This window comes from Nocardia sp. NPDC059240 (assembly GCF_042753865.1).
Taxonomy (GTDB): Bacteria; Actinomycetota; Actinomycetes; order Mycobacteriales; family Mycobacteriaceae; genus Nocardia.
Genome location: NZ_JBHZAC010000001.1, coordinates 1,254,903 through 1,280,634, shown reverse-complemented (window position 1 = coordinate 1,280,634; position 25,732 = coordinate 1,254,903). Strand labels below are relative to the sequence as shown.

Sequence of the window (25,732 nt, the reverse complement as noted above, 5' to 3'; positions counted from 1 at the left end):
GGCGCTCATCCGCACAGCCCTCCCACATTCCGAAGGACCACTCGAATGACTGACCTCGGGGCAAGACTGGCACGACTCGAAGCCCTTGAAGCAGTACGCGGCGCGCTCGCTCGTTACGTCCAGCTGATGGATGGTGGATTCGTCGACGAGCTGCTCGACGTGTTCATGGCCGATGCAGACATGCTGGCCGAGAACGAGCCGCCGGGCAGCGGAGGATCCGTCTCCTATCACGGCCGCGCCGAAATCGACGGCCATTACCGCGCACTGCCATTCGGTTGGTTTCGCCACCACACGACCAACACGACCATCGATGTCTCGGCTGCCGCGGACCACGCCGAGCTGTCGAGCTACTTCCTGACCGCCTTCCCGTGCGGCGTTCAGGGCGGGCTGTACGAAGGCACGTTTCGGCTCGACGTCGACGGCGTCTGGCGCATCCAGCGATGGCAGATCACCTCGTCGTGGGGGTGGGGAGGCGAAGCAGGCTTTCACTATTTCGAATCGCTCGCGGACCGAACCCTGCGCGGCGGAAAACCCGTCGTCTGGAACCAGATCGTCGGCACGAACGCCGCGAACCAGTAGTGGCGGGCATCCCTGCCCGGCACCGCAGCCGCCGCAACGGGATTCGACTCGAAACATGCCCAGGACCCGAGGTTGACCGCCTCGACCGCAACGAAAGATGACACGATGACCGCCCCGCAAATCGCCCACCCGTCCGTCGGCGCCCGATTTCTCGCGCAATGTGCTCAAGCACCCGCGGCCCCGGCATTCCGCACACCGACCGCCGACGGCCAGTGGGAGACGCTCACCTGGTCGGACACCGCGCGGCGCGCCCGCGAGCTGGCAGCCGGCCTGCTTGCGTTGGGTATCACCGCGGAACAACGCATCGCGATCGCCAGCTCCACCCGCGTGGAATGGGTGCTGGCCGATCTGGCGATCACCCTTGCCGGGGCTGCCACCACAACCGTCTATCCCAGCACCAACGCCGACGACGTCGAGTACATCCTGACCGACTGCGGTGCCACCGTTGTCTTCGTAGAGAACGACGAACAGCTGAGCAAGCTGCGATCGGGTGGCAGATTGATCGGCACCGTGCGCCACGTCGTGATGTTCGACGGCGATCGAGCCGATATCGGTGTGCTGTCGATGCAGAAGCTCAGCGATATCGGTCGCTCGTACCTGCGCAATACGCCAGGCGCTGTTGATGATGCACTCGCCGCACTGACACAAGATCATCTGGCGACCATCGTCTACACCTCGGGCACGACCGGGCGCCCCAAAGGCGTCGAACTCACTCACCGCAACTGGCTCTACCTCGGCGCAGCAGTCGCATCCGAAGGCGTCATCCGCCCAGACCACCTGCAGTTCCTCTGGCTGCCCCTGTCACACGTATTCGGCAAACTGCTGCTCGCGGCCCAGTATGAAATCGGTTTCATCACCGCCATCGACGGACGCATCGACCGCATCGTCGACAACCTCGCGATCGTGCAGCCCAGCTTCATGGCCGCCGCACCCCGCATCTTCGAAAAGATCTACAGCCGTGTCGTCACCACCGCGACGGCTGACGGTGGCATCAAGAAGACCCTCTTCTCCTGGGCGTTCGAGATCGGCATCGACGCGGTCCGTACCAAGGCGGCCGGGCAACCCGTACCTCTTTGGCGTGCAGCACAACTCGCGGTCGCCGATCGTTTGGTGTTCGCGCGGATCCGTGCGCGGCTGGGCGGCAACATCGAATATCTCGTGTCGGGCAGTGCGGCGCTCTCGCCGCAGATCGCGGAATGGTTTGCCGCCGCGGGCCTTCCGATCCTGGAGGGCTACGGGCTCACCGAAACGACAGGCGCGTCCTTCGTAAACCGGCCGAGCGACATCAGGATCGGCACCGTCGGGCGAGCGTTCCCCGGCACCGAGATCAAGATCGCCGACGACGGTGAGATCCTGCTGCGAAGCCCCGGGATCATGCGCGGCTACCACGGGCTTCCGCAGCAGACCGCCGAAGTACTGGACTCGGGGGAGTGGTTCGCCACCGGCGACATCGGCGAGCTCGACACCGACGGATTCCTCAGGATCACCGACCGCAAGAAGGACTTGGTAAAGACCAGCGGCGGCAAGTACATCGCACCCACGGCGATCGAATCGGCGGTCAAGGCTGCCTGCCCGATCGTCTCCCACGCCATCGTCATCGCCGATGGCCGCAACTTCGCCAGCATCCTGCTCACCATCGACCCGGACACCACGGCAGGCATCACCGAGACCGAGGTCAGCGACCTCGTGCGGCGAGCGATCGACAAGGTCAACTCCGGCCTGAACCGTTGGGAAACAATCAAACAGCACCGCATCCTGCCCCGAGAACTGAGCATCGAGGCCGGCGAACTCACCCCCAGCCTCAAGATCAAACGTGCTGTCGTCGCGAAGAACTACGCCGACCTCATCGAGTCCATCTACTCCTCGAAATGAGTTGCTCGCTGGTCCCAGTCGAACAGGTCAGGCGCTGAGCAGTGGGGTAGTGGTGTCTGGGCTCCGCCGGTGAACCGCTAGGCCGCTGCTCGGTGAATTCGGTTGGCACGCAGGATAATTGCGATGCCGGATCGGAAATCTGACGTCACCGTTTTGCTTCACATCCGGGGTCGCGCATCTGATCCTGGCGTCATGCGGTGACGTTGGGTTCGGCCCCTGGTGACCTTGGTGACGGCGCCATAATGGGCTTCTGCGCCGTCGACGGCGTGTCAAGGGTGGGTTGGGGCCGGATGGTCGATAAGTTGGCGCCGGATTTGCTGTCTGGATGCGGATTTATCGACGGTCTCGGAGTGAGGTGGAATCATGAGGTATCAAATGATCTTCCGATGAAGCGCGTCACGGGCTGTAATACCTTGCGGCCCCGTGGATTCGGATGCTCAGCGAGTTTCCGGAACGTCCCCGGTCTCCCTGGGCTTTCCCGGAACCTCGAGCGAAAATTGACACTGAATCATGGAGCCGAGTTCCCGGGTGTTCACGGCACCGGAGACTCGGCTGCGAGATCATCGGGGGGCTTCTGCGTTACGGGACGCCTGCGGAGCGACCCCCTGGTCCAGATTTGCTGCGTGCTGCGGCAGTCGGGGACTTCGTCGGCGTGTCGATTCGCGACGCGCCGACATGTTTTCGAGCTCAGCAACTTGTCCGCTAACGCAGGGGATGAATTACTTCAGATCTTGACGGCCGGATGCCCGGGAAATGGTGAGGCTGCGGCTTGGTTGGTGACGTCGGCGCTCTCGCTTGCGCCGAGGCGCGTATCGATGCGGCCCTCGGCATCGGTCAGCCGCCAATAGCCGATTGCGACCGCCCAGATCACTACAAATAGCCCCACGATGGCGAATCCGACGTTGTTGAGGTTCAGGCCTGAGATGGCAGTTGTGATCGGGTCGCCCAATTCGAGGTCGTCGTGGAGCACTCCGACGAGTTCGATGGTGCCGATCAGCAGCGCTACAGCGACCGAGAGACCGGTGATGGTCGCGTTGTAGAAGATCTTTCGTGCGGGGTTGGCGAAGGCCCAGCGGTAGGCCACTGCCATGAATGCGCCGTCGAGGGTATCCAGCAGAGCCATGCCGGCCGCGAAGAGTAGCGGAACGACAAGGATGGCGTACCAGGGCAGCCCGCCCGCTGCACCGTTGCCGGCGAGCACGAGTAGCGCGACCTCTGTCGCGGTGTCGAATCCAATGCCGAAAAGCAAGCCGACGGCGAACATTTGACCAGGGCGGCTGATCGAGCGGGTCAGTCCGCTCAGCAATCGGTTGACGAAGCCGCGGCTGGCGAGGATCTTGTCCAGTTCGACGGCGTCGAACTGGCCCCGGCGCAGCTGACGCCAGGTTTTGGTGATGCTCCTGAGTGCAACGAGATTCAGGATTGCGATGGCATACAGAAAGGTTCCGGCGAGCAGCGTGCCGATCGTGCCCAAAGTTGCTCTGGTGGAGGAATTGTCGTCGAGCAGGGTATTGGTGACGTGCACTCCGAGTGAGAGAAGGGCTGCGAGCACCGCGACCACCGTTGAGTGGCCGAGCGCAAACCAGAGTCCAACGGAGACAGGTCTTTTGCCGTCGGTCATGAGCTTACGTGTGGTGTTGTCGATCGCGGCGATATGGTCCGCGTCGAAGGCATGCCGCAGGCCCAGCGTGTAGGCGGTCAGGCCTAGCCCGACGCCGAATATCTGGGTACCAACGACGTAGTGGTGTGGCAACACGGCGAATATCAACAGACCCCACGCTGCGAGGTGGAGGCTGCCAACCACGGCGACCAAGCCGGCGGTCTGGCTGCGAACGGACCAGTCTCTGCGACCCGCGCGACCTCCTCCGCTGACGATGCTCATCTTGGGACTCCCTTCGGCTGTTGCGGGACTGGTTGGCGGTCTACGGTAGGAGCGAATCTGCATCCAGTCAATAAGTCTCGACTCATTGACATGTTGAGGCTCGGGTTGATTGCCCTTGACGCGAACATCGCCCGGTTGAGAGTGCCTGCCGGAGCGTCTGTGCTGGTTACGGGCCTGTTTCGTATCAGTAAATAGGTCAGCACTTATTGACATGTTGTTGCTGTGTGCCTACCTTGAGGTTGCCGGGATGGTGAGTCTCGAGCGTTGAACTCACCCATTGGCGCATTCACGAATAGGCGAATCGCGGACGTTCCATCTCCGGTCGCCATGATCACTGGGAGTTCCCATGAATGGAGTTTTCGACCTCGGCGGGACGGACGGGCTCGGGCCCGTCCTCGTCGAGGAGAAGGAGCCGATCTTCCGTGCCGAGTGGGAGAAGGCGGCTTTTGCCTTGTTCGCCAGCTGTTTTCGGGCGGGCATCTTCAATCTCGACGGATTCCGGCACGGGATCGAGAAGATGGATCCGGCCGAGTACTTGCTGTCCAATTACTACGAGCACTGGGTGCACACGGCTGAGTACCACGCCGAGCTGAAGGGCGTGTTCAGCGCGGCGGAACTGGATGAACGGACCAAGTTTTACCTGGATAATCCCGATGCGCCGCTTCCGGAGCGCGACGACCCGGCCCTGTTGGAGTTCGTCGATGCGGCCGTGAAACATGGTGCGCACGCCGCCCGTGAGACCGACAAGGCGGCGCAGTTCAAGATCGGCGACGTCGTCACTGTCACCGATGACAGCCCCACCGGCCACACCCGCCGAGCGCGTTACGTCCGCGGTCGGACCGGCGTGATCACCGGACTGCGCGGCAGCTACATCTACCCCGACAGTGCGGGCAACGGTGGTGGGGACGCGCCGGAGCACGTCTACACCGTGAAATTCGACGCGCGAGAGCTGTGGGGCGACGAGGTCGGCGACCCGAACGGCGTCGTCTACTACGACGTCTGGGAGCCATACATCAACCACACCAAGACCGAAAACTGAGGAGTGACAATGGCATCCACCGACACCGTCCTGCGTACGCAGGAGGAGATCACCGCCCGGGTCAAGGCGCTCGAGGCGCTACTGATCGAACGGGGTGTGCTGACCACCGCGGCCGTGGACCGGCTCGCGGAGGTCTACGAGAACGAAGTTGGACCCCAGCTCGGTGCGAAAGTGGTCGCGCGAGCGTGGACCGACCCGGAATTCAAGGCCCGCCTGCTCGACAACGCCACCACCGCCTGCGCTGAACTGGGCATCGGCGGTCTGCAGGGTGAGGACATGATCGTCGTCGAGAACACCGACACCGTCCACAACGTGCTCGTCTGCACGCTGTGTTCCTGCTACCCGTGGCCGGTTCTCGGCCTGCCGCCCAACTGGTACAAGGCGCCGCCGTTCCGTTCGAGGATCGTGCGTGAGCCTCGCAAGATGCTGGCCGAGGACTTCGGGTTCCCGGTCCCGGACTCGATCGAAATCCGGGTCTGGGACTCCAGTTCCGAACTGCGGTACTGGGTGCTGCCACAGCGTCCCGTTGGCACCGAGGGGCTCAGCGTCGAAGAACTCGAGGCGTTGGTGACCAGGGATTCGATGATCGGCGTCGGCCCTGCCGCCGCCCCGGTGTCATGAGCGCCGGGCCGCGGCCGGACGCCACTGAACTCGGTGACGCCCGTCGGCGCATCGAGGAACTGGTCTGCAATATGCCCGGCACCGATGATCACCCTTTCGATCAGCCTTGGGAGCTGCGTGCCTTCGCCATGGCGGTGGCCGCCTACCACGGCGGGCACTATCAATGGAGCGAGTTCCAGCTCTCGCTGATCGAATCGATCCAGCGGTGGGAACGCGGCGAAGGCGATGATCCATGGAGCTACTACGCACATTGGCTCGACGCCTTGGAGACGGTGCTCGCCGCCAAGGGGATGCTGTCGGACGAACAGCTCGACCGGCAGACGAAGGTCGTTCTCGCGACCCCGCGTAATGCCAATCATCATGAGGCACACCGAGATCCGGTGGCGATCTCGCCAGCCTTGACTCGCTGACGGGTCGTTCATTCGGACGCTTCGCCGGTCCGGGTCCGGTCCGCGCTCACGATCAACAGGGGTGGACCGGACCCTGATAAATAGATATGTCGCTATGTGTTGACATATAGACGAGACAGCCTACGATTGATTCAAAATCCCGATTCCGAGACGCGCGATCAACCCGACGCACCGGAATCGGCAGAACTTGAGGAGTTCGCCGTGTCCCTCCCAACTCCCGACCATGCGGCCCTGTCGGCCGTTTCCGCTGATTACGGCTTCGGCATGTCGGCCGAGGAGATCGATGAGTACGTCCCATTCGTGACAGGTCTGCTCGCGTCCTGGCGGGACATCGAAAAGGTTTACGCCGCCGAGAAACCGGTCCCGCCCCAGCGGGATTGGTCGTTCCCCGCGGTTGGGGAGAATCCGCTCAACGCCTGGTACGTGCACACCGAGATCACAGAGCAGCCGGATGGGCCGTTGACCGGTCGCACGGTGGCGATCAAGGACAACACCGCGGTGGCGGGTGTGCCGATGACCAACGGTTCCGCATTGCTCGAAGGTTACGTACCCGCTAGTGACGCCACCGTGGTCCGACGTCTGCTCGATGCCGGCGCCACCATAGCGGGCAAGGCGGTCTGCGAAGACCTGTGCTTCTCCGGCGCGTCCATCACCGCTTCGACTGGACCGGTGTCCAACCCGTGGGACTTGACCCGCAGCGCCGGCGGATCCTCCAGCGGCAGTGCCGCACTCGTCGCGTCCGGGGCCGTCGACCTGGCGCTCGGCGGCGATCAAGGCGGATCGATCCGGATCCCGTCGTCCAGCTGTGGCATTGTCGGCCACAAGCCGACATGGGGCCTGGTGCCGTATACCGGAGGATTCCCGATCGAGGCGACCCTCGATCACCTCGGTCCGATGGGCCGCACCGTCGCTGATGTCGCACTGATGCTCCAGGCGATCTCCGGGCGTGACGGATTCGATCCCCGCCAGCCGAACGACCTGACGCCCGAGGACTATGTCGGGGCGCTGGAGCTCGGTGCTGACGGTCTGCGTGTCGGCATCCTCCGCGAGGGCTTCGGACGACCCGAATCCGAGCTGATCGTCGACGATACGGTGCGTGACGCGATCGGTCTGCTCGATGGCGCCGGCCTGAAGATCAGCGAGGTCTCGGTGCCGTGGCATCTGGCGGGCATGCCGATGTGGAATATCATCGCCGTCGAGGGCGCGACTTCGCAAATGATCGACACGTACGGGTACGGCTTCAACTGGAAAGGGCTTTACGACCCCGAGGTGATGGCCTACTACGGTGACCTGTGGCACGCGGACGGTTCGAAGTTCGCACCGACCGTTCGAAACGCGCTCCTTGCCGGGAAGTACGCCCTGTCCACCACACACGGGCGTTACTACGCGATGGCGCGCAACCTCGCGCCCAAACTCACCGCCGCCTACGACGCGGCATTCGCCGAAGTCGACGTGCTGGTGATGCCGACGCTGCCGATGCGACCGAAGCTGATCGCTGACTCCACGGCCAGCACCGCGGCCGTGCTGTCGGATGCACTGGAGATGCTGGGCAACACCGCGCCGTTCGACATCACCGGACACCCGGCGTGCACCGTACCCGCCGGGCTGGCGGAGGGACTGCCCGTCGGCATGATGATCGTCGGCCGCTCCTTCCAAGACGCCACCGTATTGCGGGTGGCACGGGCCTTCGAACAGGCCGTCGGCGGTTTCCCCACTCCGCCCGCTGCTTAGGTCCCGATCCGGGTCGCCGAGGCATACAACGGCGTATGCCGAGGTGACCGGTTTTACCGAAGAGTTCAACGAGGAGTTCCAAGGTGAATGGGAATACTGTTCGAGGTCGGGCGGATGCCGGCAACCTTGACCCGCGTGTGCAGGAATTGCGGAACCTGTACGGCGGCAAGGATGCCGGAGTCGCCGACTTGCTATGCGACCGGCACCCGGCGCAGGCCACCGCGTACACGATCGTCGACGAGCATATGCGGCAGCAGGTTCTGACGTACGGAGACCTTCGACAGGCCTCGGAGCGGTTCGCCGCGGCACTGTCGGCTCTGGGTGTCGGTCCCGGCGACCGGGTGGCCACATTGCTCGGTAAGAGCGCCGAATTGTTGGTCACGTTGCTGGGGATATGGCGTGTCGGTGCCGTCCATGTCCCACTCTTCACGGCGTTCGCGCCACCAGCGATCGGCATGCGGCTACAAGAAAGCGCAGCAAAGGTCGTGGTGTGCGACCGCGGCCAGCGCTCGAAACTCGCTCCGCACTCCGGTTTTCCCGAGGACCCGGATCGTCGCATCGTCGTGGTCGGTGATCCCGAGAAGCTCGAGGACCTCGCGTTCGCCGAGCTGCTGCAGCGGCATGAGCCCGGTTTCGCGGCCGCTGCGCTCGGTGGCGACGCACCGTTCATCCAGATCTACACGTCGGGCACGACAGGCCGTCCGAAGGGTGTTGTCGTTCCGATTCTCGCGCTCGCCAGCTTCCATGCATACATGGAGTTCGGGCTCGACCTGCGCCGCGACGATGTCTTCTGGAACGCGGCCGATCCAGGGTGGGCCTACGGACTGTATTTCGGCGTAATCGGGTCGCTGGCACTCGGCGTCCCCAGTGTTCTACTGACGGGCGGCTTTTCGGCTCAGCGAACCATAGCCGTGCTCGATCAGCTCGGTGTTACCAACTTCGCGGCAGCGCCGACCGTGTACCGCTCCCTGCGCGCTGACGATGCGAGTGCGGGTGTGGGACGTCGACTTCGATGCGCGTCCGCCGCGGGGGAGCCGCTGACACCGGAGATCAACGAATGGGCCCGCCACGCTCTCGGGGTTGAAGTGCACGACCACTATGGGCAAACCGAAGCTGGGATGGTGATCAACAACCATCACCATCCGCAGCTGCGACGATCGGTCCGGGCGGGCTCGATGGGCCATCCGATGCCAGGCTGGACCATGGTGGTTCTCCGTGACGACGCTGACGAGCCGGCCCCGCTCGGCACGGTCGGCAGAATCGCCTTCGATCTCCCGGCGAGTCCATTGGCCTGGTTTTCTGGATATCTGCGCGAAGAAGAGAAGACAGCGGCCAAATTCGCCGGCGGCGGCCGTTGGTATCTGACCGGTGATGTTGGCCGCGTCGATGACGACGGATACGTGCACTTCCTGGCCAGAGACGACGATGTGATCATCATGGCCGGGTACCGAATCGGACCCTTCGATGTCGAGTCCGTGCTTGCGACCCACTCCGCGGTCGCCGAGGTCGCGGTCATCGCCGCACCCGATCAACTGCGTGGCGAGGTCGTGGAGGCCTGCGTCGTTCTGCAGGAGGGATGGACTGAAACCCCTGAACTGGCAGCCGAGCTGAAGCAGTGGGTCAAGACGGAATACGCGGCCCACGCGTATCCGCGGACGGTGCACTTCATGAGCGAGCTACCCAAGACCCCGAGCGGCAAGATCCAACGGGCAGTGCTGCGCGAGCGCCGCCGCGCCGAACTGGAACGAATCCAGCCGATACCGGGAACGTAGTCGAGGCCAAGCGATATCGCAGAGAAAGGGGAGTGCGTGGTGGAGGTCTACGACGCCGTAACGAATCGTCGGTCGGTCCGGAGATTCTTGGATCGCCCCGTCGATCGTCGGCAGCTGCAGCGGATCCTCGATGCGGCCTGCCGGTCCCCGTCCGGTGGGAATCTGCAGCCGTGGCACCTTTTCGCTCTCACCGGCGAACCGTTGGATCGACTGAAGAAGACAGTGGCGGAACGTATCTCGAACGGCGAGGTTCAGGACGAACCGGAGTATCCGATGTACCCGGTCGGGCTGACCTCGCCCTACCGCGATCGCCGTTTCCGCAATGGGGAACAACTGTATGCCGCACTTGGTATCCCGCGAGAGGACAAGAGCGCCCGCCGTCGGCAGTTCGGCATGAACTTCGAGCTGTTCGGCGCGCCTGTCGGGTTGTTCTGTTACGTCCACCGCCAGATGGGTTCGGCACAGTGGTCGGATCTCGGAATGTACCTCCAGACGGTGATGCTTCTTCTGCACGCCGAAGGCCTGGCCAGCTGTCCGCAGGAATCTTGGTCGTTGCATTACAGTGCGGTTGATGAAGTGGTCGCACGGCCGGAGGAACTTATGCTGTTCTGCGGCATGGCAATTGGATACGAGGATACGGCGCATCCGGTGAACACGCTGCGCACCGAACGGACCCCGCTGTCCGAGGTGGCGATGTTTCTCGGATGGGGCGATTCGGTTGACCTCTGATTTCGGCACCGTGTCGACCGACGAGCGGGTGCGACCGTTTCGGATAGCCATACCGCAATCCCAACTCGACGATCTGCACGCTCGGCTCGACCATGTGCGGTGGCCTGACGAACTACCCGAGGTCGGGTGGAGCCAGGGTGTTCCGCTGGGCTACATGCGGGAGTTGGTGAGGTACTGGCGCCACGACTACGACTGGCGCGCCCACGAGTCCCGGCTCAACCTGCTTCCGCAGTTCGCGACCGTAATCGATGGGCAGCCAATACATTTCGTGCACATCAGGTCGCCGAAGCCGGGCGCGCTGCCGATCTTGATGACCCACGGGTGGCCGGGTTCTTTCGTTGAGTTCCTCGATGTGCTCGAACCCTTGTCCCTCGAGCACGATCTGATCGTCCCGTCGTTGCCCGGGTACGGCTTCTCCGGGCCCACAACCGAACCCGGCTGGGATGTGTCCCGTATCGCCCGCGCCTGGGCGGTGCTCGCGGCGCGCCTGGGATACCGCCGCTACGGCGCACAGGGAGGTGACTGGGGCTCGATGATCACCAGGGAGCTGATCCACATCGATTCCCGCCATGTGGTCGGCGCACATCTGAACATGCTGCAGACTCCTGCGCCGCGAGACTTCGCCGGACTCTCGACACAGGACCGCACCAGGCTGGACCGATACCGCCGCTATCGCAAAGAACTCAGCGGCTATTTCAAGATCCAGTCCACGCGCCCGCAGACACTCTCCTATGCCCTGGCCGATTCCCCGGTCGGGCAGCTGGCATGGATCGTGGAGCGATTCAAAGACTGGACTGACTGCACGGACCTGCCGGAGGAAGCGGTCGACCGCGACCAGATGCTGACCAACGTCATGATCTATTGGCTGACCGGGACGACGGCCTCCGCGGCGCGTCTGTACTTCGAATCGCCCGGTCTGCGGCGTCACGACAACTCGTCGCCGGTGCCGGTGGGGGTAGCGGTCTTTCCGCACGATCTGATGCTGCCGGTGAGAACCCTTGCCGAGCAGGAGTTGGCCATCGTCCATTGGTCCGAACTCGATCGCGGTGGGCACTTTGCGGCGATGGAACAACCAGGACTGTTCGTCGCCGACGTCTTGAAGTTCTTCAGCACGCTGTCCTGAGTGCCGGTTGACACCAACAGTTCGGTGTACGGAACGTGTCCAGTGGCTTGTCGGTCACCGTTAGGACTGTCTAGAGCCGGTCAGCATGGGCTATGGTGGGATATGTCAATCATCGCTGACTAATGGAGAGGACAAGACGGTGGGCGCGGAGTTGGCGTTCGACGCACTCGCGGACCCGGTGCGCCGTCAGATTCTCGGCATTCTGGCCGACCGGGACGAATGCAGTGTCGGGGAGTTGGTCGAAAGTGTCGGCATCATCGGCCGCACCGGGGTGTCCAGCCATTTGCGGGTGCTGCGTGCTTCAGGGCTGGTTACCGAGCGAAAAGACGGCCGCTTCCGATACTATTCCGTGGATCCAACAGGCTCCGCGCGCGAGGTCCTCGAAGTACTACACTCATTGTTCCAGGGTGCGCTCGCCGACGCCGGGCGTGCTGCGGAGTTGCAGACGCACGATGGGAGTCCCTCCGCGCAATCTGCATAATCCTGGATGGTCCGATGGTCGCAATCGCGCTGCACTCCGAGGAGCGCATGGCCGCACCGCCGATGGTGGTTTTCAGCCTCTTCGGCGCTGGAGTCGGGGCGGGTTGGGTTTTCGACGCCACATGCGACCATGTCGCCGTTGGCGCAGCAGTACGGTTGCAGGCACCGTTCGCAGGGCCCGTCGCCGAAACCGTCGAGATTATCGGCAGGATCGCTGCGGTGCGGCCGCCTTCATACATCGAGATCGTGCACGAGCAACCCTGGCGAGGGCGAATCCGATTGCGATTCGAGCCCGACCAGGGTGGAACACGGGTCCGGCTGTTCGCTGAGCTCGATGAGCCGGGGCTGCAATGGCTGATGCGGCGCCGCGGCCATCCGGTGGGATCCCTGTCATCGCCCAATCCACGGCTCGGGTTGCTCACCTCGAAATCGGGTCCTGGGAGCCTGTTCGCCGCAGCGTCGGACCACCTGGCCGTACTTGCCGTGGAGGAGATCAATGCTGAGGGCGGGCTTCGCGGGCGGCCGGTGGAACTGCTGATCGGAGATGACGCCACGAACACCTCGGTCGGTGTCGCTGAGGCGTGGCGGTTGGTGCGCGCTGGTTGCAAGACCATCCTGGTTGCGACCACTTCGGCTACCTTCGTCGCGGTTTCGGAAGCACTAGCCGGCTGTGACGTTCTACTGGTGCAGACCTTGATGAACGAAGGCGGTGCCAAGGGGCGTCTCCGCGTGCAACTCGGCGAACGTAACGACGACCAGTTATCCGCCGCGGCAAAGCCTTTGATGCAGATGGCGGGCGGGCGACGGTGGTTCTTGGCGGGCAACGACTACATCTGGCCGCGCAGTACCCACGTGGTGGCCAGGCAGGTTCTGCCGCAATTTGGTGCAGAGATCGTCGGGGAGCGGTACGCGACGCTGGGCACGCGGGACTTCACCCCGACGATCGAGGCGATCCTGGCTTCGGGCGCGGACGTCGTCCTCTCGACACACGTCGGAGCTGACGCAGCGGCCTTCGAACGTCAGTGTCACGCAATGGGAGTCAGAAACCACGCTCTCACCCTGGCTCCCGCGATGGACGAATCGACACTTCAGCATGTCGGACGGGCGGCGTCGTCCGGGCTGTACACGATCTCAGGCTATTTCGAACAGCTGCCGACCGACGGCAACACGACATTGGTCAATCGCTACCGGTCGGCGTTCGGTCCGTGGGCGCCACCATTGTCGACATTGAGCGAATCGGTTTTCGAGGCTGTCACCATCTGGTGGCAGGCAGTCCGTCGACTCGGGGCGGACGACCCGAATTCGGTAGCCGACGAAATCCGCCGCGGTCGGTTCGCGGGGCCACGAGGTGAGGTAACTCTGGACGGCAGCGGCCGAGCCCGGCAGACCCTCTACCTGACCGAGGCTACCGGCACCGCACTGAAGCTGGCCAACCTCTGATCTGGTTCTGCGGTTGGCGGGTCGATCGAAAATCGTCCTTGTCCAATGGAATTCAACACGAGGGGCGCTGGTTCTCTGCTGTGATCATGCGACTGGCTGAGTTTCTCCAACCGATTCCACCTCGACTGGCGGTACGTTCTGCCCACGCTGTCTGGCCGCCTTGGCCTGCATGACACAGGCCGCAGCGCCGAGCGCCAACCCGCCGACCGACAACGCGGACAATGTCTCCCCGAGAGCTACCCAGGCCATCAGGCTGGCGACGGCAGGGATCAAAGCGAACAAGATCGATGCGGCGCGAGGGCCGGACCGTTTGATGCAGGCCGAATACAAAGTCGTTGCGCCGATCGAACTGAGCACCACCATGAAGGCGAGCAGCGCGACTGCCCGGGGCCAGTCGGTGCAATTCGTGGGTGTGAAGACAGCCAGTAGCGCAGCCATAGGAATGGAGGCCGTCAAACCGAGTGCGGTGACCAGCCACGGATCCAGCTGGCGGCAGTACCGCCCTTGGTACACGCCCCCCATAGACAGGCCGAGCATCGCGATGACCACCGTCGCGATGCCCAGGCCGATCCGGTGATCGGCGGCAATTTTTGGGGCGCAGGCCAATACGACAGCGCCGGTCGCGAACACAAGCGCGATGATCCCCTGCTTCGACTCTCTGTGTCCGAGCGCCAAGGCCATAAGTGCCGCGGTAGTCACTGGATTGAGTGCGATCACTAGCGATGCGATACCAGACGGCACGCCGTGCGCCAGCCCCCAGTACAGCGCGATGAACTGGACCCCTTGGGTCAGCAGACCGGCCGCCATAGCGTGCCCTGTCGACCGGAAATCGGGAAGCGGTGTACGTCGTGCGGCGACGATCACCCACAGCAACAACGCTGAGGCCGCGAAGCGGAGAACGATAACCAGAAACGGTGACATCACCGCTACCGTCATCGCGCCGATCGGATAGCCGGCGGCATAAAGCACGACGGTCGGAATGGCCATTTTCGGGGAGAGAGCGCGATCTGTCATACCCAGACGATCACTCGTGGGTTCGCTCCGCACCAAGACCGATCGTGAATCGTGATCGATCACGAGGCAGACTGGGTCTGTGACCACGCTCGATATCGCACCACTTCGCAGCTTCACCGCCGTAGTCGCCTTCTCAGGTGTCAGACGCGCCGCTCAGGCATTGCACCTGTCCCAGTCCGCGGTCAGCGGCCACATCCGCAAGCTCGAGAAGGAATTGGGATGCCGGCTGGTCACCGCGCAAGGGCGCGGAATCGGCCTGACGAGCGATGGTGAGGAGCTCGCTGTGCGGGCGCGGGCCATCCTGCAGTTTCACGATGAAGCCGTGCGCGCCTTGGCCCCGCCCCAAGATAACGAAGTTGTGGTTGCGGCCACTGAACATGCCGCCGAATTCGTCGTTCCCGCAGTCATTTCGGCGCTCACGACGCTACTTCCCGACCACCGGATCCGCCTACGGCTTACCCGCAGTGCGCGAGTGCGTGACCTCGTTCACGACGAGCGCGCTGATATCGCGTTGATGCTCACCAGCCCCGCGCGCGGCAGCCTGCAGTTGGGGACGTTACCGGTACGGTGGTTCGGTGCCGAGAATGCCCCACGAGATCGCCTGGTGCTCTTCAGTAATCCGTGTGCGGTCCGCCATCAAGCTCTGGCTGTTCTCGGTCGGCTAGACCACCGGATCGTCAAGGAGTGCTCGGATCTGACCACGGTGCTCACCGCGGCTCGAAACGGGATCGGGATAACGCCACTACCCGTGTTCGGATCACCACCCGACGGCCTCAAAACCCTTGTCGGCCTACCGGCAATCCCCAATGCGACGCTGTACGCAGCCGCCAGTGGTCGGGTCGACTCCAGAACAAAGTTGGCGGTGATCGCGGCCGTTCGTGAGCAACTGTTCAGCGGCTGACCCGAATAGCGGCACCCTCAGGTTGCGTACGCCTGCCCGTGTTAGGCACTGTCAGGTCACCTGTCTTCTATCGCTCAGGAGCCAGTTCTGGAACCTGCGCCCGAATCGATGCAGACGGGTCCGGGCCCCGGTTGGTAGAAGCGAGCGCGCTTCCCTTGGTGTGATTCGAATGCGATCGGGTGTAGTTCGCGAGCTTGTCATCGGCTAGGCGTTCGACGAGCAGCGGAACGAAGACGCGCACCAGGCAGCCGTCGAAGCGATGACGGACCTCGTCCACAGTGGTCGCTACGATTTCAGGTGATATCCCTGGATTGTGTTCAGTCAAGCGTGCGGTAACGGCTTCAATCTGTTGATCCTCATCGGTTTCCATATCGAATCTTTGTCAGCAACATCCGTTGAAGTCAATGCCCTAGTCGTTTCTTCGGGCGATGATGTTGACCTTGAATAAGGCTGCGGCAATGCTGGAGAGCTTGCGACGGTTGATGGATTCGAGGAAAGATCGAGCAATCCACCTTACGGCCTTAGTCCGGTGCGACTGGAGGCAAAGCGTGACGAGCGGTGTAGCTGTTTCAACCGGCTTCGTTGTGACTGATGGAACTGCGATAGTGGGGTAAACGCTGAGCGTACGAGGGATCGATCGTCCGAGACTGAGCTTGGAGCTCGTACTGCCCGGTAGCCCTCTGCTGGGTATCGGATTGGTCGATAACCAGGCGATCCTTCGTGCGGCGCAGGTCGGCCCCGGACGGCCCTAGGACCGGCGTGAAGGATCGTGTGGAACCGAGGGAAGTCAGCGATGTTGATCATGATAGAAGCATTGAGTCGGTGCTGGATTCTTCGCCAGGATGGCGGGTGCTTGGGTAAAGCTGCTGCTGGCAAGCGCGGCCGGGGCTGATGAATGACGCCGAATCTGCCGGAGGGCGTGACTAAATGTTCAAACATTTCAAGACAGGACCTGATCGATCGATATCGTCAACAGTTGGAACGCGTTGGGAGCGCGCTGGTCTCAGATAGCGCGATATGGCGGGAATGTGCTGCGCAGGTCGGCGACATCGTTGGTGAATGTGCGGACTCACTTGTGTCCGGGCGCGGGAGCGGTGTTGAGTTCCCGCTCGATAGGTTCGTGAAGATGGCCGAGCAGCGAGGCCTGCGAGGCATCCGCCCGGACTGCTCCGTGCGTGCGGCTCGGATCCTGTTCGATCTGGTCTTCGCCGAGATGATGGACGAGTACGGTCCCAGCTTCAGCGAGCCTGATCGGATTGTCGCGCTGGCAACCACTCTCAGTCGAGGTATCTTCACCAGGCTGGAGGCCGGGGCCCGGGGGTACGACGCCTTCCTGCTGGAACAGACCCGCATTGTCAGTGACGCCGATCGACGGCATCTCGCGCGAGAGATACACGACAGGCTCGGGAGCACGCTCAGTATGTGCATGCGGCAACTAGAGATCGTCGGGGCTGGAGATCCGAAGGCTGCCGATGGTATTGCTGCCGCAGTTGGCGTTCTGTCCGTTGCGATTACAGAGCTGGCGGCCATCACGACAGGTCTGCGAACCGATGCGGGAGGCAATTCGCTGCGGGATGCGCTCACGGCGTTCGTGCGTTCGGTAGGTCGATCGACGACGAGTGCTGAGATCCGTGTCAACGGACCGCAATCGTGGGTCTCTGTGGAAGTGATGGACGAGACGTTCCTCATCCTCCGTGAGGCGATGCGCAATGTCTTCAGCCATTCGCAGGCCACATTGGTGACAGTCGATGTCGATATCGCACCGTACGAGATCTGGGCACGTGTCGTTGACAATGGGGTTGGGTTTGATCTGTCGCTGCCGCGCCGGGAGAACGGACTGAGTTCGATGCGAGAGCGGGCTGGATTGCTGTCGGGGGCGGTTTCTTTCAGGTCGCGCGTCGGCGCGGGAACCCGCGTCGAGTTGTGGATACCGCTGCCAGTCGACGCGGAGCGCGTACAGCGGTGACCGGAGTCCAACGATCGCCTGCAACGCCCTGGCGGTGTATCTCCGGCGGATAATGACAAGGGCCTAGTGATCGTTTCAGCGTTATCATTGCAGCGCTAGCTAAGGAATCTTCAGCGGACCTCGGGCAAATTCCCAGATGTCCGCATCCTGCGGTCACCCCTGCTGATTGTGGGGTCAGCAGGGCGCATGGCTGCCTGTGCACTGCGGCATGCTACGGAGTCTCTGATGTCCGAATGTTGTTGTACGGCAGACGTGTTCCAGTCGTACGCGTCGTGTGAACCATTTGAACGCTGTTGCCCGATCTGGAGCTACGGTGAGGCGAGCGTCGAGAGATGTATGGGGTGCGGCAGTATCTGGGTTGCCTACTGCTTCGGGTACGACGCGAATGCAGGCCCACGTGAGTGGTACCGCGAGAAAATTCCCGGGGGAATGGCTGTGTTGTGGCCCTCGGAAGAGCTTCCCGACGTCCTCACCGACGCCTTTCATGGAGGTCACCATTTTCGCATCCGCGATCTCCATGCGGGATCGGTACCCCTTGAGGCAGAAGGGCTTTCGTCAGCGCTGTAGTTGGCGTTCACCTTTCGATGCTGGATTGCTGCGCACTCCAAGATCTCCTAGAGGCCGAGGCTGGAAGACCGCAATGTACTGAGAACGGCCGCCGGTGCGAAGAAGGGGAATCAAAAGACTGGTGGTGCCGGGCGGTTTCGAGTAGGCCGAACGAACATGCCGGCTAGGCCGATGTGGACAGCAAGGCCCGAAGAGTCGAACTAGCCGGCCAGAGGACCGCGCTCTATGAGTCGCTGGCCCCGTCCGCCAGAACAGCCTGGACGATCTCTTCCGGAGCCTCCCAGGTCATCATGTGGCCTGCGCCCGCGATGAACTTGATCTGAGCACGGGGCGCGCGCATGTAGATGAGTTCGGCGTGCCATTTCGGTGTCGTGCGATCCCGGGAGCCGGAGAGGATCTGCATGGGCAGGTCGATCTGGTCGACACGGCGGGCGATCGACTCTTGACGAACCATCGTGATGCACGGCCCGACGGTCGGTGGGATCGCCGCCAGCGATTGCCGGGTGGCTTCGATGAGGTCCGCGGAGGCGAACGGTCCGAGACTTCTGGTCGCGAGGTAGCGTCCGGTTCGCGGCCTGGCCGCCAGGTACTGGGTAAAGCCCAAGCGGATCAGCGGCGTGTGCAGTCGTGCCGCGCGCGCACCCTTCCGAGACATACCGGTAATCGGGCTCACCAGGACTGCCCGGCGAAATCGATTGCGGAATTTCGGGTCATTCAGGAGGCCCAGAGCGATGAAGTTCCCCATCGAGTGGCAGACCAGCGTGGCGTCGGCGATATCGTATGCGGTCGCGACAGCGTTGAGGTCGGCGCGCAGTTGCTCCGAACCGAATCCATCTCTGCCGCAAGATGATCGGCCGTGGCCCCGATGGTCGTACGCGATGACCCGCCTGCCCGCTGACACCAGTCTGGGTTGCACAAGCGACCAGCAATCCGACGAGACTCCAAATCCGTGGACCAGTAGGACGTCGTCACCTTCGCCGGCCTCAACGGCGTGCAGTCGGGTGCCATCCGGCCGTCTGATGACCGCTGCGACGCCGTCCAAGGTCCGTAACAGATCGGACACGGGTCGCTTCCCTGCCGAATGCTGCACGGGCTCGGGGTTCACGCTCATCTGAAGAACTCCTTCTGCTGTCAGGACTGGGTACGGACTCCGAGCACGTCGTGGAATAGCGCGTCTCGGAGCGCGAGCTCCCGCGGGTCGTTCCAGATGTTGAAGCCCATGCGGTTCATCACGTACGCGAATCCGATACCGGTGTCGGGGTCGGCGAAACCGAAGGAGCCACCCGCGCCCGGAGTTCCGAACGCTCGCTGCGACGAGCCGAACACGAACTTGGGGAACGGCTTCATGAATCCGAGCGAGAACATGGTGTCGACGTGCAGCACCTTGTCGCGCAAGCCGTTTGCGGGGGCCACTGCGGGTGTCGACAACGCGTCTACGACCTTCGAGTTGAGGCCGAGATCGGTATCGCCCGTCGCAGCAGCACTGCCGTACAGCTTGGCGATCGCTCGCGCCGTGCCGATGCCGTTGGCAGCGGGCATCTCCATCACCCGGAGCTCCTCGCTGTTGTACTCCTCGAGGAACTTGACCCCCGGCGCTGCGATCGCTCGCGTCGAAAGGCTGCGCGGATTGAGCAGGGCCACCACCAGTCGTGGCGGCATCGCATTCATGTTCAGCAGCATCTCGGCGCGAGACCAGCAGTGCAGTTGCGCCACCCGACTGCGGTCCACCGAGTCCGGCAAGCCGATGTAGAAGTCGAGTCCGAGCGGTTTGGCGATCTCCTGGGCAAAGTATTGGCCGAGGGTGCGTCCAGCCGGATCCGCATGGCGGAGTAGCTCCGTCTCGTACCAACCGAGAGTGACCGCGTGATATCCGTGGTTGTCTCCGGGAATCCAAGCTGGGACCTGAGCGGCGATTTTCGCCGACATCGCATCCGGGTTCGCCACATCGTCGAGGGTGAGTGGAAGGTCTATCGCGGCCAGCCCCGCCTGGTGCGAAAGCAGTTGCCGGACGGTGATCGATGCCTTCCCTGCTTGGGCGAATTCCGGCCAGTAGTCGGCGACCTTCGCGTCATAGTCGATTAGACCGCGTGAAGCAGCGACCGCGATCGTTAGCGAGGAGATGCCCTTCGTGGTGGAGAAGACGGGCACGACCGTGTCGCGCTTCCACGGAAGTTTTTTCCGTCCGTCCTGATAGCCACCCCATAGGTCGACGATCTTCTTGCCGTCGCGGTAGACGGCGATGGCCGCGCCGACTTCTTGACCGCCCGTCAGGTTGCGGCGGAAGACGTCGGCGACCTTCCCGTAGCCCTCGTCGACGTCGCCGCCGATCGTGTCCGGTGAGGCTTTGATTTTCAGGACCATGGCACAACTCCGTGTCTGCTTGCCCTCTCATCTCAGGATGAGAGTGAGCCGTTACTGACTCAATGTCAATATATGTAACATGTGTGTTGATGAGCGGCCACCGGGTTCGGCGGAGCTCATCGTGGATTCCCCATACTCAGAGGAGCCGTTTCATGCGCGCAGTGCAGCTGACAGCGCCCGGTCGCATCGCTATCCAGCAGGTTCCAATCCCGGATCTCGGACCGCGGGACGTGCTTGTCCGGGTCGCCGGAGCTGGTCTCTGTCATTCTGACCTGCATGTACTCCAGCATCCGCGGTACGCGCTACCGATGACCTTGGGGCACGAGGTCGCCGGTTACGTCGAGTCCACTGGACCAGATGTCAGTGAATTCGTCCGAGGCGAGGACGTGCTGGTATACCTCGTCTGGTCGTGCGGGACCTGCCGACCTTGTCTGGCGGGCCGGGAGAATGTCTGTGCCGCCCAGAAGCGGGGTGCTGTGCCGCCCGCTCCGGGATTAGGACCTGACGGTGGCATGGCCGAGTACATCAGGGTTGATGTTCGCTTCCTTGAACGGCTCGGAGGCGTATCGCCGCTCTTGGCGGCACCCCTCGCAGACGCCGGCCTCACCTCCTACCACGCGATCGACGATGTCCGGCCTCTGCTCACCTCGGGTTCGAGTGTGGTGGTTATCGGGGTCGGGGGATTGGGGCATGTGGGGCTCCAGATTCTTCGAGCCGTGACCGAGGCGCGGATAATCGCTGTGGACAACTCCGAGCCTCAGTTGGACCTGGCCCGTGCGCTGGGAGCCGATGCGGCGCTGAACAATTCGGGTGATATTGCCCGTGCCGTTCTCGAACTCACCGATGGGTACGGCGCTGACGCAGTCTTCGATTTCGTGGGTCTGCAGGCGACCGTGGATCTGGCGTGCCGTGTCGTCGCGCCGGGGGGCGCGATCCGGCTGATCGGGTTGGCCGGCGGCACGGTCTCGTATGAGACCGCCGGTGTGACGGTTCCCTGGGGTGTCAACGTCAAGCGCTCGTACGCCGGAACACGCGCCGATCTCCGGAACGTCATCGAACTGGCTCGGCAGGAGAAGATCAGGATCGAGACCCGGGCCTACCATCTCGACGACGCGCAAACAGCATTCGATGATTTGGCCCGCGGCTCCGTTGTCGGCAGAGCCGTGCTTGTGCCGTAACCGGGACCATGCGAGGTGGCCGGAGCGCCGCCTCGCATGGTCCGCGCTGTTCTCGGATCAGCTGAACTTGAGGTTCTCGAACTCGCCCGAGCTGCGCCATTGATCGATGTAGGCGAAGAACGCCGCAGTGCCCGCCGGATACCCCACGATGGACGGATCAGCTTGCTGTCCCTCCATGTTGTAGTAGCCGGGCGTGCATTCGTCCGCGCCCCACGAAGCACCCTGGGTCAGGTGCATTTCGACCCACGCGTCCTGAGCTTCCTGGGTGTTTTCGACCTCGGTGTAGCCGTTGCGCACCGCATGATCGACGATCGTCCCGATGGTGATCGCGGTGTCGTTCCAGCCGCTCGTGGCATTGAGGCCGAAGAACGCTGCCTGGGCGAGCTGCACGATGAAGAGATTCGGGAAGCTGTGGACATGCATGCCGTGGAGCGTTTTCGTGCCGTCGGCCCATTCGTGTGCCAGTGACACCTTGTCCCGCCCGATCACCTCGAAGGTCAGGCTCCGGAGGGTTGTCAACGCGTGTTCGAATCCTGACGCGTAGATGATGCAGTCGACGTCGTATTCGATCCCGTTGGCAACGACGCCTCGGGGGGTGATCCGTTCCACGCCTTTGCCATTGGTGTCGATGAGGTGGGTATTCGGACGGTTGAACGAGGGAAGGTATTCGTCATGGAAGCAGGGGCGCTTGCACAGCTGGCGGTACCACGGCTGCAGTCGGGCAGCGGTCTCGCCATCTTCGACGATCCGGCCGACCCGGGCCCGGATCTCTTCCATTGCCGCGTCGTCCACCGAACCGACCGCGTCCATCATGCGCTCCAAGGAGAATTCCTCCGGAGGCACGGAATGGATCGCGGACCGAATGCGCTGCGCGATGGGATAGAAACCGGTGTCACCCACCAGATTTTCGACCTCGATGTCGGGTCCCGGGCGTCCGAAGATGCCCTCCCAGCTCGCGACGTAGTTGTCCTGAAGCCGCTGCTGCCACCCTGGAGTCGCGATCGACTGGAACCACTCGGGATCGATGGGCGCGTTGTCTCGTACGCCGATACCCGAGGGTGTGCGCTGAAAGACGAAGAGCTCCCCCGCATCTCGGGCGAGTTTCGGGACGACCTGGACACCGGTCGCGCCGGTTCCGATGACGGCGACACGCTTGTCGGCAAGATTGTGCAGCGGTGCTCCGTCGGGGGCGCCGCCGGTGTAGTCGTAGTTCCACCTGCTGGTGTGGAAGGATGCCCCGGCGAAGTCCTCGATACCCGGAACGCCGGGCAATTTCGGCACACAGAGCGGCCCCAGACCCATACCGAGGAACGAGGTGGTGAAGCGGTCTCCGCGATTGGTGATCACGAGCCAGCGGGAGTGTTCCTCTTCCCAGATGACCTGCTCGACCTTCGTATGGAACAACGCGTTGTCGTAGAGGCCGAACTGTCGCCCGATTCGACGACAATGCTCGAAGATCTCCGGTCCTTGAACCCATTTCTGGGTGGGCATGTAGCCGGTCTCCTCGAGCAGCGGCAGGTATACCAGCGCAGGGGTATCGCACATCACGCCGGGATACCGGTTCCAGTACCACGTTCCACCGAAATCGCCTGCGGTATCGATAATTCGAACATCGGTGACGCCGGCCTCGTGAACGCGGGCACCCGCGAGCAGGCCGGCGAAGCCGCCGCCGATGAAGGTGAAGGTGACATGGTCGGTGATAGGTTCTCGTTCGACCACTGGTGTGAAGGGGTCCTTGAGGCGTTCGTCGCCGAGGTGATGGAACTGGGCGTTGCCGTCGGCGCGCAAACGCTTCGAACGTTCTTCGGCGTACTTGTGACGCAACGCGTCTCCATCGGCGGGAACAGTGGTGAGGGGCGTGGACATGCGACTACTCCATGGTTGAGCGATTCCGGCTGCCGCAGATGTGCGTCGACAGCTGGGTTGTGAATTGTGAAGGGCAAGGCGTGAATTCGACAGCCTTGTGAGTTCGTGTACGTGACGGTGCGCGAAGATTTTTCAGTCGGCGATGATCGCACGCACGACGCGTTCGGGAGCTTCCCAGTTGAGCATGTGTGCAGCGTCGGGAACCGTCTCGATATGTGCGTGGGCAGCTCGGGCTGCGATGAGCTCGGCATGCCAGGCTGGGGTCGTTCGATCGGCGGTTCCAGTCAGGATATGGAGGGGCACTGTGATTTTCGCCAGGATGTCCTCGACCGATTCCCGTCGCAGCAGTCCCAAGTAGGGGCTGGCCGACATCGGTACCTCTGTCAGCACTTGCCGTGTCGCCTCGAGGACATCGGCTGACACGCCGGGTCCGAGGCTCGCTGCGGCGAGGGAACGGCCGATTCGGGGCCTGCGCGCGAGGGCCTGGGCGACGCCGTACTCGATCAGCGGACCCTGGAATCGGGCGACCGGTGCGCCCTTGCTCGAATGGCCGGTGACCGGGGCGACGAGAACCGCCCGTTTGAACCGGCGACTGAATCCTTCGTCGGCCAGCGCTCCAAGTCCAACGAAATTCCCCATCGAATGGCAGACGAGCGTTCCATCGGTGATGTTGGTGGCAGCGGCGACCGCGTGTAGGTCGTCGAATAGTTGGCGAGATCCGATTCCCGAACTGCCGCAGGATGATTGGCCGTGAGCGCGCTGGTCGTAGGCGACGACCCTTCTGCCCAGATCGACCAAGTCCGGCTGCACCAGCGACCAGGAGTCGGCCGAAACGCCGAATCCATGGACGAGTAGGACATCCGGTCCGGTTCCTTCTTCGATGACATGCAATGTGGTGCCGTCCGGCCGTTCGACGGTGCTGTTCGATCCGACCAAAGGTCGAAGCAATTCCGAGAGGCTGGGGCCGGAGCCGGATGTGGCTACGGGTTCGATATTCGGGTTCATCCGATCAACTCCTTGCGGATGCCACGGCGGTGGGAAGCCAGTTGCTTTGTGTCGGCCCACACATTGCGTGGCAAGAATGACTTGAGTCACATAGGAGTCTACTGACCAAAAGACAGTTAATCAATAATGAACGGGGGCGTAATTAGGTAATTCTCAGGCCGATATTGACAGTGAGTCAATTGCTGTAGAGGTGGCTTCGCTGCGTTCGACGTATGCGCGCCCTATCGCGGTGATGGAGACGGTGGAGCCATCGCTTGCGGTGGCCGCCGGAATCGCGGCGAGTACTGGTGTCGTGACACCTGCATCGACGTAATCCTTGACGCGGGAAGCGATCTGGTTTGCATTCCCGTAGAGGAACAGCTCATCGATAAGTTCATCGGGGATGGCTGCCAGAGCGGCCGTGCGGTCGCCGGTCTGCCAGGCTTGCCACATCGGTGCCAATTGTTCGCCTCGCCCCAGCCAGCGGTGAAATTCTGCATAGACCGGCACATTCAAATAGGCGGCGATGGCCCGGCGCGCGGCAGCACGCACAGTGGTGATGTCTTCACTCGGGATGACGAACAGTCGTGCGACGATCTCCGCATCCGGGTTCACCGCATGCACATGCGGTGCTACACGCTGGACGTCAGTGGGCGAGAGCCAATTGACGATCGCCCCGTCTCCGACCGTGGCTGCCAGGCGGAGCATGCCCGGCCGGAGTGCTGCCACCATGATCTTCGGCTGCCGTAGTGGCGGGCGATCCAAGCGAAATCCGCTGATGCTGAAGCTGTCACACGACATGTCTATCCGCTCGCCGGTCAGTGCCCGGCGTACGAAGGTCGCGACATCCCGGACGCGTTGGAAGGGTGCTTCGAAGCGCACACCGTTCCATTTCTCGACGATCACGTCGGAACTGGTGCCGATGCCGAGTACGACCTCACCCTGTGCGATGTCGGCCAGCGCCGCCGCGGACATTGCCATTAGTGCCGGACTGCGGGTGTAGGCCGGGATGATCGCGGTGCCGAGCCGGAACGAGGGGTGGCTGACTGCGGCGCCGACGAGGGGTGTGAACGCGTCGGCCCCGGATGCTTCGGACGACCATAGGTCGGTGAATCCACTGGCTGCGATTTCGCCGAGATGGTCTCGTTGCTGAGCGAGAGGGATTGCGTCAAGCGGAATGGTTAAGCCGAGTCTGGCCATGCGGTTCTCTTTCCGTA

General features: G+C 62.9%; 22 protein-coding genes. 14 read left to right on the top strand and 8 right to left on the bottom strand.

Features of this window, described 5'->3' with window-relative positions; genetic code table 11:
* Nucleotides 1–45 precede the first annotated feature (45 nt).
* Nucleotides 46–579 carry a nuclear transport factor 2 family protein gene (locus ACFXHA_RS05960; RefSeq protein WP_379353370.1) on the top strand — a complete coding sequence of 178 codons (534 nt, stop codon included), beginning with the start codon at nucleotides 46–48 and terminating at the stop codon, nucleotides 577–579.
* Between the two features lie 105 nt (nucleotides 580–684).
* Nucleotides 685–2,451 (top strand): AMP-dependent synthetase/ligase, encoded by a 1,767-nt coding sequence (locus ACFXHA_RS05955; protein ID WP_379353368.1) that lies wholly within the window; start codon nucleotides 685–687, stop codon nucleotides 2,449–2,451.
* Nucleotides 2,452–3,175: 724 nt separating this feature from the next.
* Here ACFXHA_RS05955 and ACFXHA_RS05950 read toward each other — a convergent pair.
* Nucleotides 3,176–4,333 (bottom strand): HoxN/HupN/NixA family nickel/cobalt transporter, encoded by a 1,158-nt coding sequence (locus tag ACFXHA_RS05950; RefSeq protein WP_379353366.1) that lies wholly within the window; start codon nucleotides 4,331–4,333, stop codon nucleotides 3,176–3,178.
* A 346-nt stretch (nucleotides 4,334–4,679) separates the two neighbouring features.
* Here ACFXHA_RS05950 and nthB point away from each other — a divergent pair, with 346 nt between their 5' ends.
* The 9 genes from nthB to ACFXHA_RS05905 all read left to right on the top strand — a co-directional run bounded on the left by nthB (nucleotide 4,680) and on the right by ACFXHA_RS05905 (nucleotide 13,678).
* Nucleotides 4,680–5,372, top strand: a complete 693-nt coding sequence (gene nthB, locus ACFXHA_RS05945; RefSeq protein ID WP_379353364.1) for a nitrile hydratase subunit beta — start codon at nucleotides 4,680–4,682, stop codon at nucleotides 5,370–5,372.
* 9 nt (nucleotides 5,373–5,381) lie between these two features.
* Nucleotides 5,382–5,993, top strand: a complete 612-nt coding sequence (gene nthA, locus ACFXHA_RS05940) for a nitrile hydratase subunit alpha (protein WP_379353362.1) — start codon at nucleotides 5,382–5,384, stop codon at nucleotides 5,991–5,993.
* Nucleotides 5,990–6,403, top strand: coding sequence for a nitrile hydratase accessory protein (locus tag ACFXHA_RS05935; RefSeq protein WP_379353360.1), 414 nt, complete (start codon nucleotides 5,990–5,992; stop codon nucleotides 6,401–6,403). The genes nthA and ACFXHA_RS05935 overlap by 4 nt, the downstream gene beginning before the upstream one ends.
* Nucleotides 6,404–6,604: 201 nt before the next feature.
* Nucleotides 6,605–8,134 carry an amidase gene (locus tag ACFXHA_RS05930; RefSeq protein WP_379353358.1) on the top strand — a complete coding sequence of 510 codons (1,530 nt, stop codon included), beginning with the start codon at nucleotides 6,605–6,607 and terminating at the stop codon, nucleotides 8,132–8,134.
* 83 nt (nucleotides 8,135–8,217) lie between these two features.
* Nucleotides 8,218–9,906: an AMP-binding protein gene (locus ACFXHA_RS05925; RefSeq protein ID WP_379353356.1), complete on the top strand. Its 1,689-nt coding sequence runs from the start codon at nucleotides 8,218–8,220 to the stop codon at nucleotides 9,904–9,906.
* Nucleotides 9,907–9,945: 39 nt separating this feature from the next.
* On the top strand, nucleotides 9,946–10,635 hold the full coding sequence (locus ACFXHA_RS05920; protein WP_379353354.1) for a nitroreductase: 690 nt from the start codon (nucleotides 9,946–9,948) through the stop codon (nucleotides 10,633–10,635).
* A gap of 28 nt (nucleotides 10,636–10,663) precedes the next feature.
* Nucleotides 10,664–11,758, top strand: a complete 1,095-nt coding sequence (locus ACFXHA_RS05915) for an epoxide hydrolase family protein (RefSeq protein ID WP_379353483.1) — start codon at nucleotides 10,664–10,666, stop codon at nucleotides 11,756–11,758.
* A 139-nt stretch (nucleotides 11,759–11,897) separates the two neighbouring features.
* The gene (locus ACFXHA_RS05910; RefSeq protein WP_379353352.1) at nucleotides 11,898–12,239 is read left to right on the top strand and encodes an ArsR/SmtB family transcription factor; all 342 of its coding nucleotides are present in this window, start codon (nucleotides 11,898–11,900) and stop codon (nucleotides 12,237–12,239) included.
* A 14-nt stretch (nucleotides 12,240–12,253) separates the two neighbouring features.
* Entirely contained in the window at nucleotides 12,254–13,678 is a 1,425-nt protein-coding gene (locus ACFXHA_RS05905; protein WP_379353350.1) for an ABC transporter substrate-binding protein, read from the top strand.
* 84 nt (nucleotides 13,679–13,762) lie between these two features.
* On the opposite strand, the gene ACFXHA_RS05900 is transcribed toward ACFXHA_RS05905, so the two are convergent.
* The gene (locus ACFXHA_RS05900) at nucleotides 13,763–14,692 is read right to left on the bottom strand and encodes a DMT family transporter (RefSeq protein ID WP_379353348.1); all 930 of its coding nucleotides are present in this window, start codon (nucleotides 14,690–14,692) and stop codon (nucleotides 13,763–13,765) included.
* A 79-nt stretch (nucleotides 14,693–14,771) separates the two neighbouring features.
* On the opposite strand from ACFXHA_RS05900, the gene ACFXHA_RS05895 reads away from it, so the two are divergent.
* Nucleotides 14,772–15,593, top strand: coding sequence for a LysR family transcriptional regulator (locus ACFXHA_RS05895; RefSeq protein WP_379353346.1), 822 nt, complete (start codon nucleotides 14,772–14,774; stop codon nucleotides 15,591–15,593).
* Between the two features lie 67 nt (nucleotides 15,594–15,660).
* Here ACFXHA_RS05895 and ACFXHA_RS05890 read toward each other — a convergent pair whose 3' ends face one another.
* A complete protein-coding gene (locus tag ACFXHA_RS05890) occupies nucleotides 15,661–15,963 on the bottom strand; it encodes a three-helix bundle dimerization domain-containing protein (RefSeq protein WP_379353344.1) in 303 nt (100 codons plus the stop codon).
* A 756-nt stretch (nucleotides 15,964–16,719) separates the two neighbouring features.
* On the opposite strand from ACFXHA_RS05890, the gene ACFXHA_RS05885 reads away from it, so the two are divergent.
* Nucleotides 16,720–17,559, top strand: a complete 840-nt coding sequence (locus tag ACFXHA_RS05885; protein WP_379353342.1) for a sensor histidine kinase — start codon at nucleotides 16,720–16,722, stop codon at nucleotides 17,557–17,559.
* A 790-nt stretch (nucleotides 17,560–18,349) separates the two neighbouring features.
* Here ACFXHA_RS05885 and ACFXHA_RS05880 read toward each other — a convergent pair.
* Together ACFXHA_RS05880 and ACFXHA_RS05875 are read right to left on the bottom strand one after the other, a co-directional pair.
* Entirely contained in the window at nucleotides 18,350–19,237 is an 888-nt protein-coding gene (locus tag ACFXHA_RS05880; protein WP_379353340.1) for an alpha/beta fold hydrolase, read from the bottom strand.
* A gap of 20 nt (nucleotides 19,238–19,257) precedes the next feature.
* A complete protein-coding gene (locus tag ACFXHA_RS05875) occupies nucleotides 19,258–20,487 on the bottom strand; it encodes a serine hydrolase domain-containing protein (protein WP_379353338.1) in 1,230 nt (409 codons plus the stop codon).
* A 62-nt stretch (nucleotides 20,488–20,549) separates the two neighbouring features.
* Between ACFXHA_RS05875 and ACFXHA_RS05870 the strand changes: the two genes are divergently transcribed.
* On the top strand, nucleotides 20,550–21,665 hold the full coding sequence (locus ACFXHA_RS05870) for an alcohol dehydrogenase catalytic domain-containing protein (protein ID WP_379353336.1): 1,116 nt from the start codon (nucleotides 20,550–20,552) through the stop codon (nucleotides 21,663–21,665).
* Nucleotides 21,666–21,722: 57 nt separating this feature from the next.
* On the opposite strand, the gene ACFXHA_RS05865 is transcribed toward ACFXHA_RS05870, so the two are convergent.
* The 3 genes from ACFXHA_RS05865 to ACFXHA_RS05855 form a co-directional block, all read right to left on the bottom strand.
* Nucleotides 21,723–23,531 (bottom strand): flavin-containing monooxygenase, encoded by a 1,809-nt coding sequence (locus ACFXHA_RS05865; protein WP_379353334.1) that lies wholly within the window; start codon nucleotides 23,529–23,531, stop codon nucleotides 21,723–21,725.
* Nucleotides 23,532–23,663: 132 nt separating this feature from the next.
* Nucleotides 23,664–24,626, bottom strand: a complete 963-nt coding sequence (locus ACFXHA_RS05860) for an alpha/beta fold hydrolase (RefSeq protein ID WP_379353332.1) — start codon at nucleotides 24,624–24,626, stop codon at nucleotides 23,664–23,666.
* A gap of 63 nt (nucleotides 24,627–24,689) precedes the next feature.
* The gene (locus tag ACFXHA_RS05855) at nucleotides 24,690–25,715 is read right to left on the bottom strand and encodes an LLM class F420-dependent oxidoreductase (RefSeq protein ID WP_379353330.1); all 1,026 of its coding nucleotides are present in this window, start codon (nucleotides 25,713–25,715) and stop codon (nucleotides 24,690–24,692) included.
* Nucleotides 25,716–25,732: the final 17 nt, after the last annotated feature.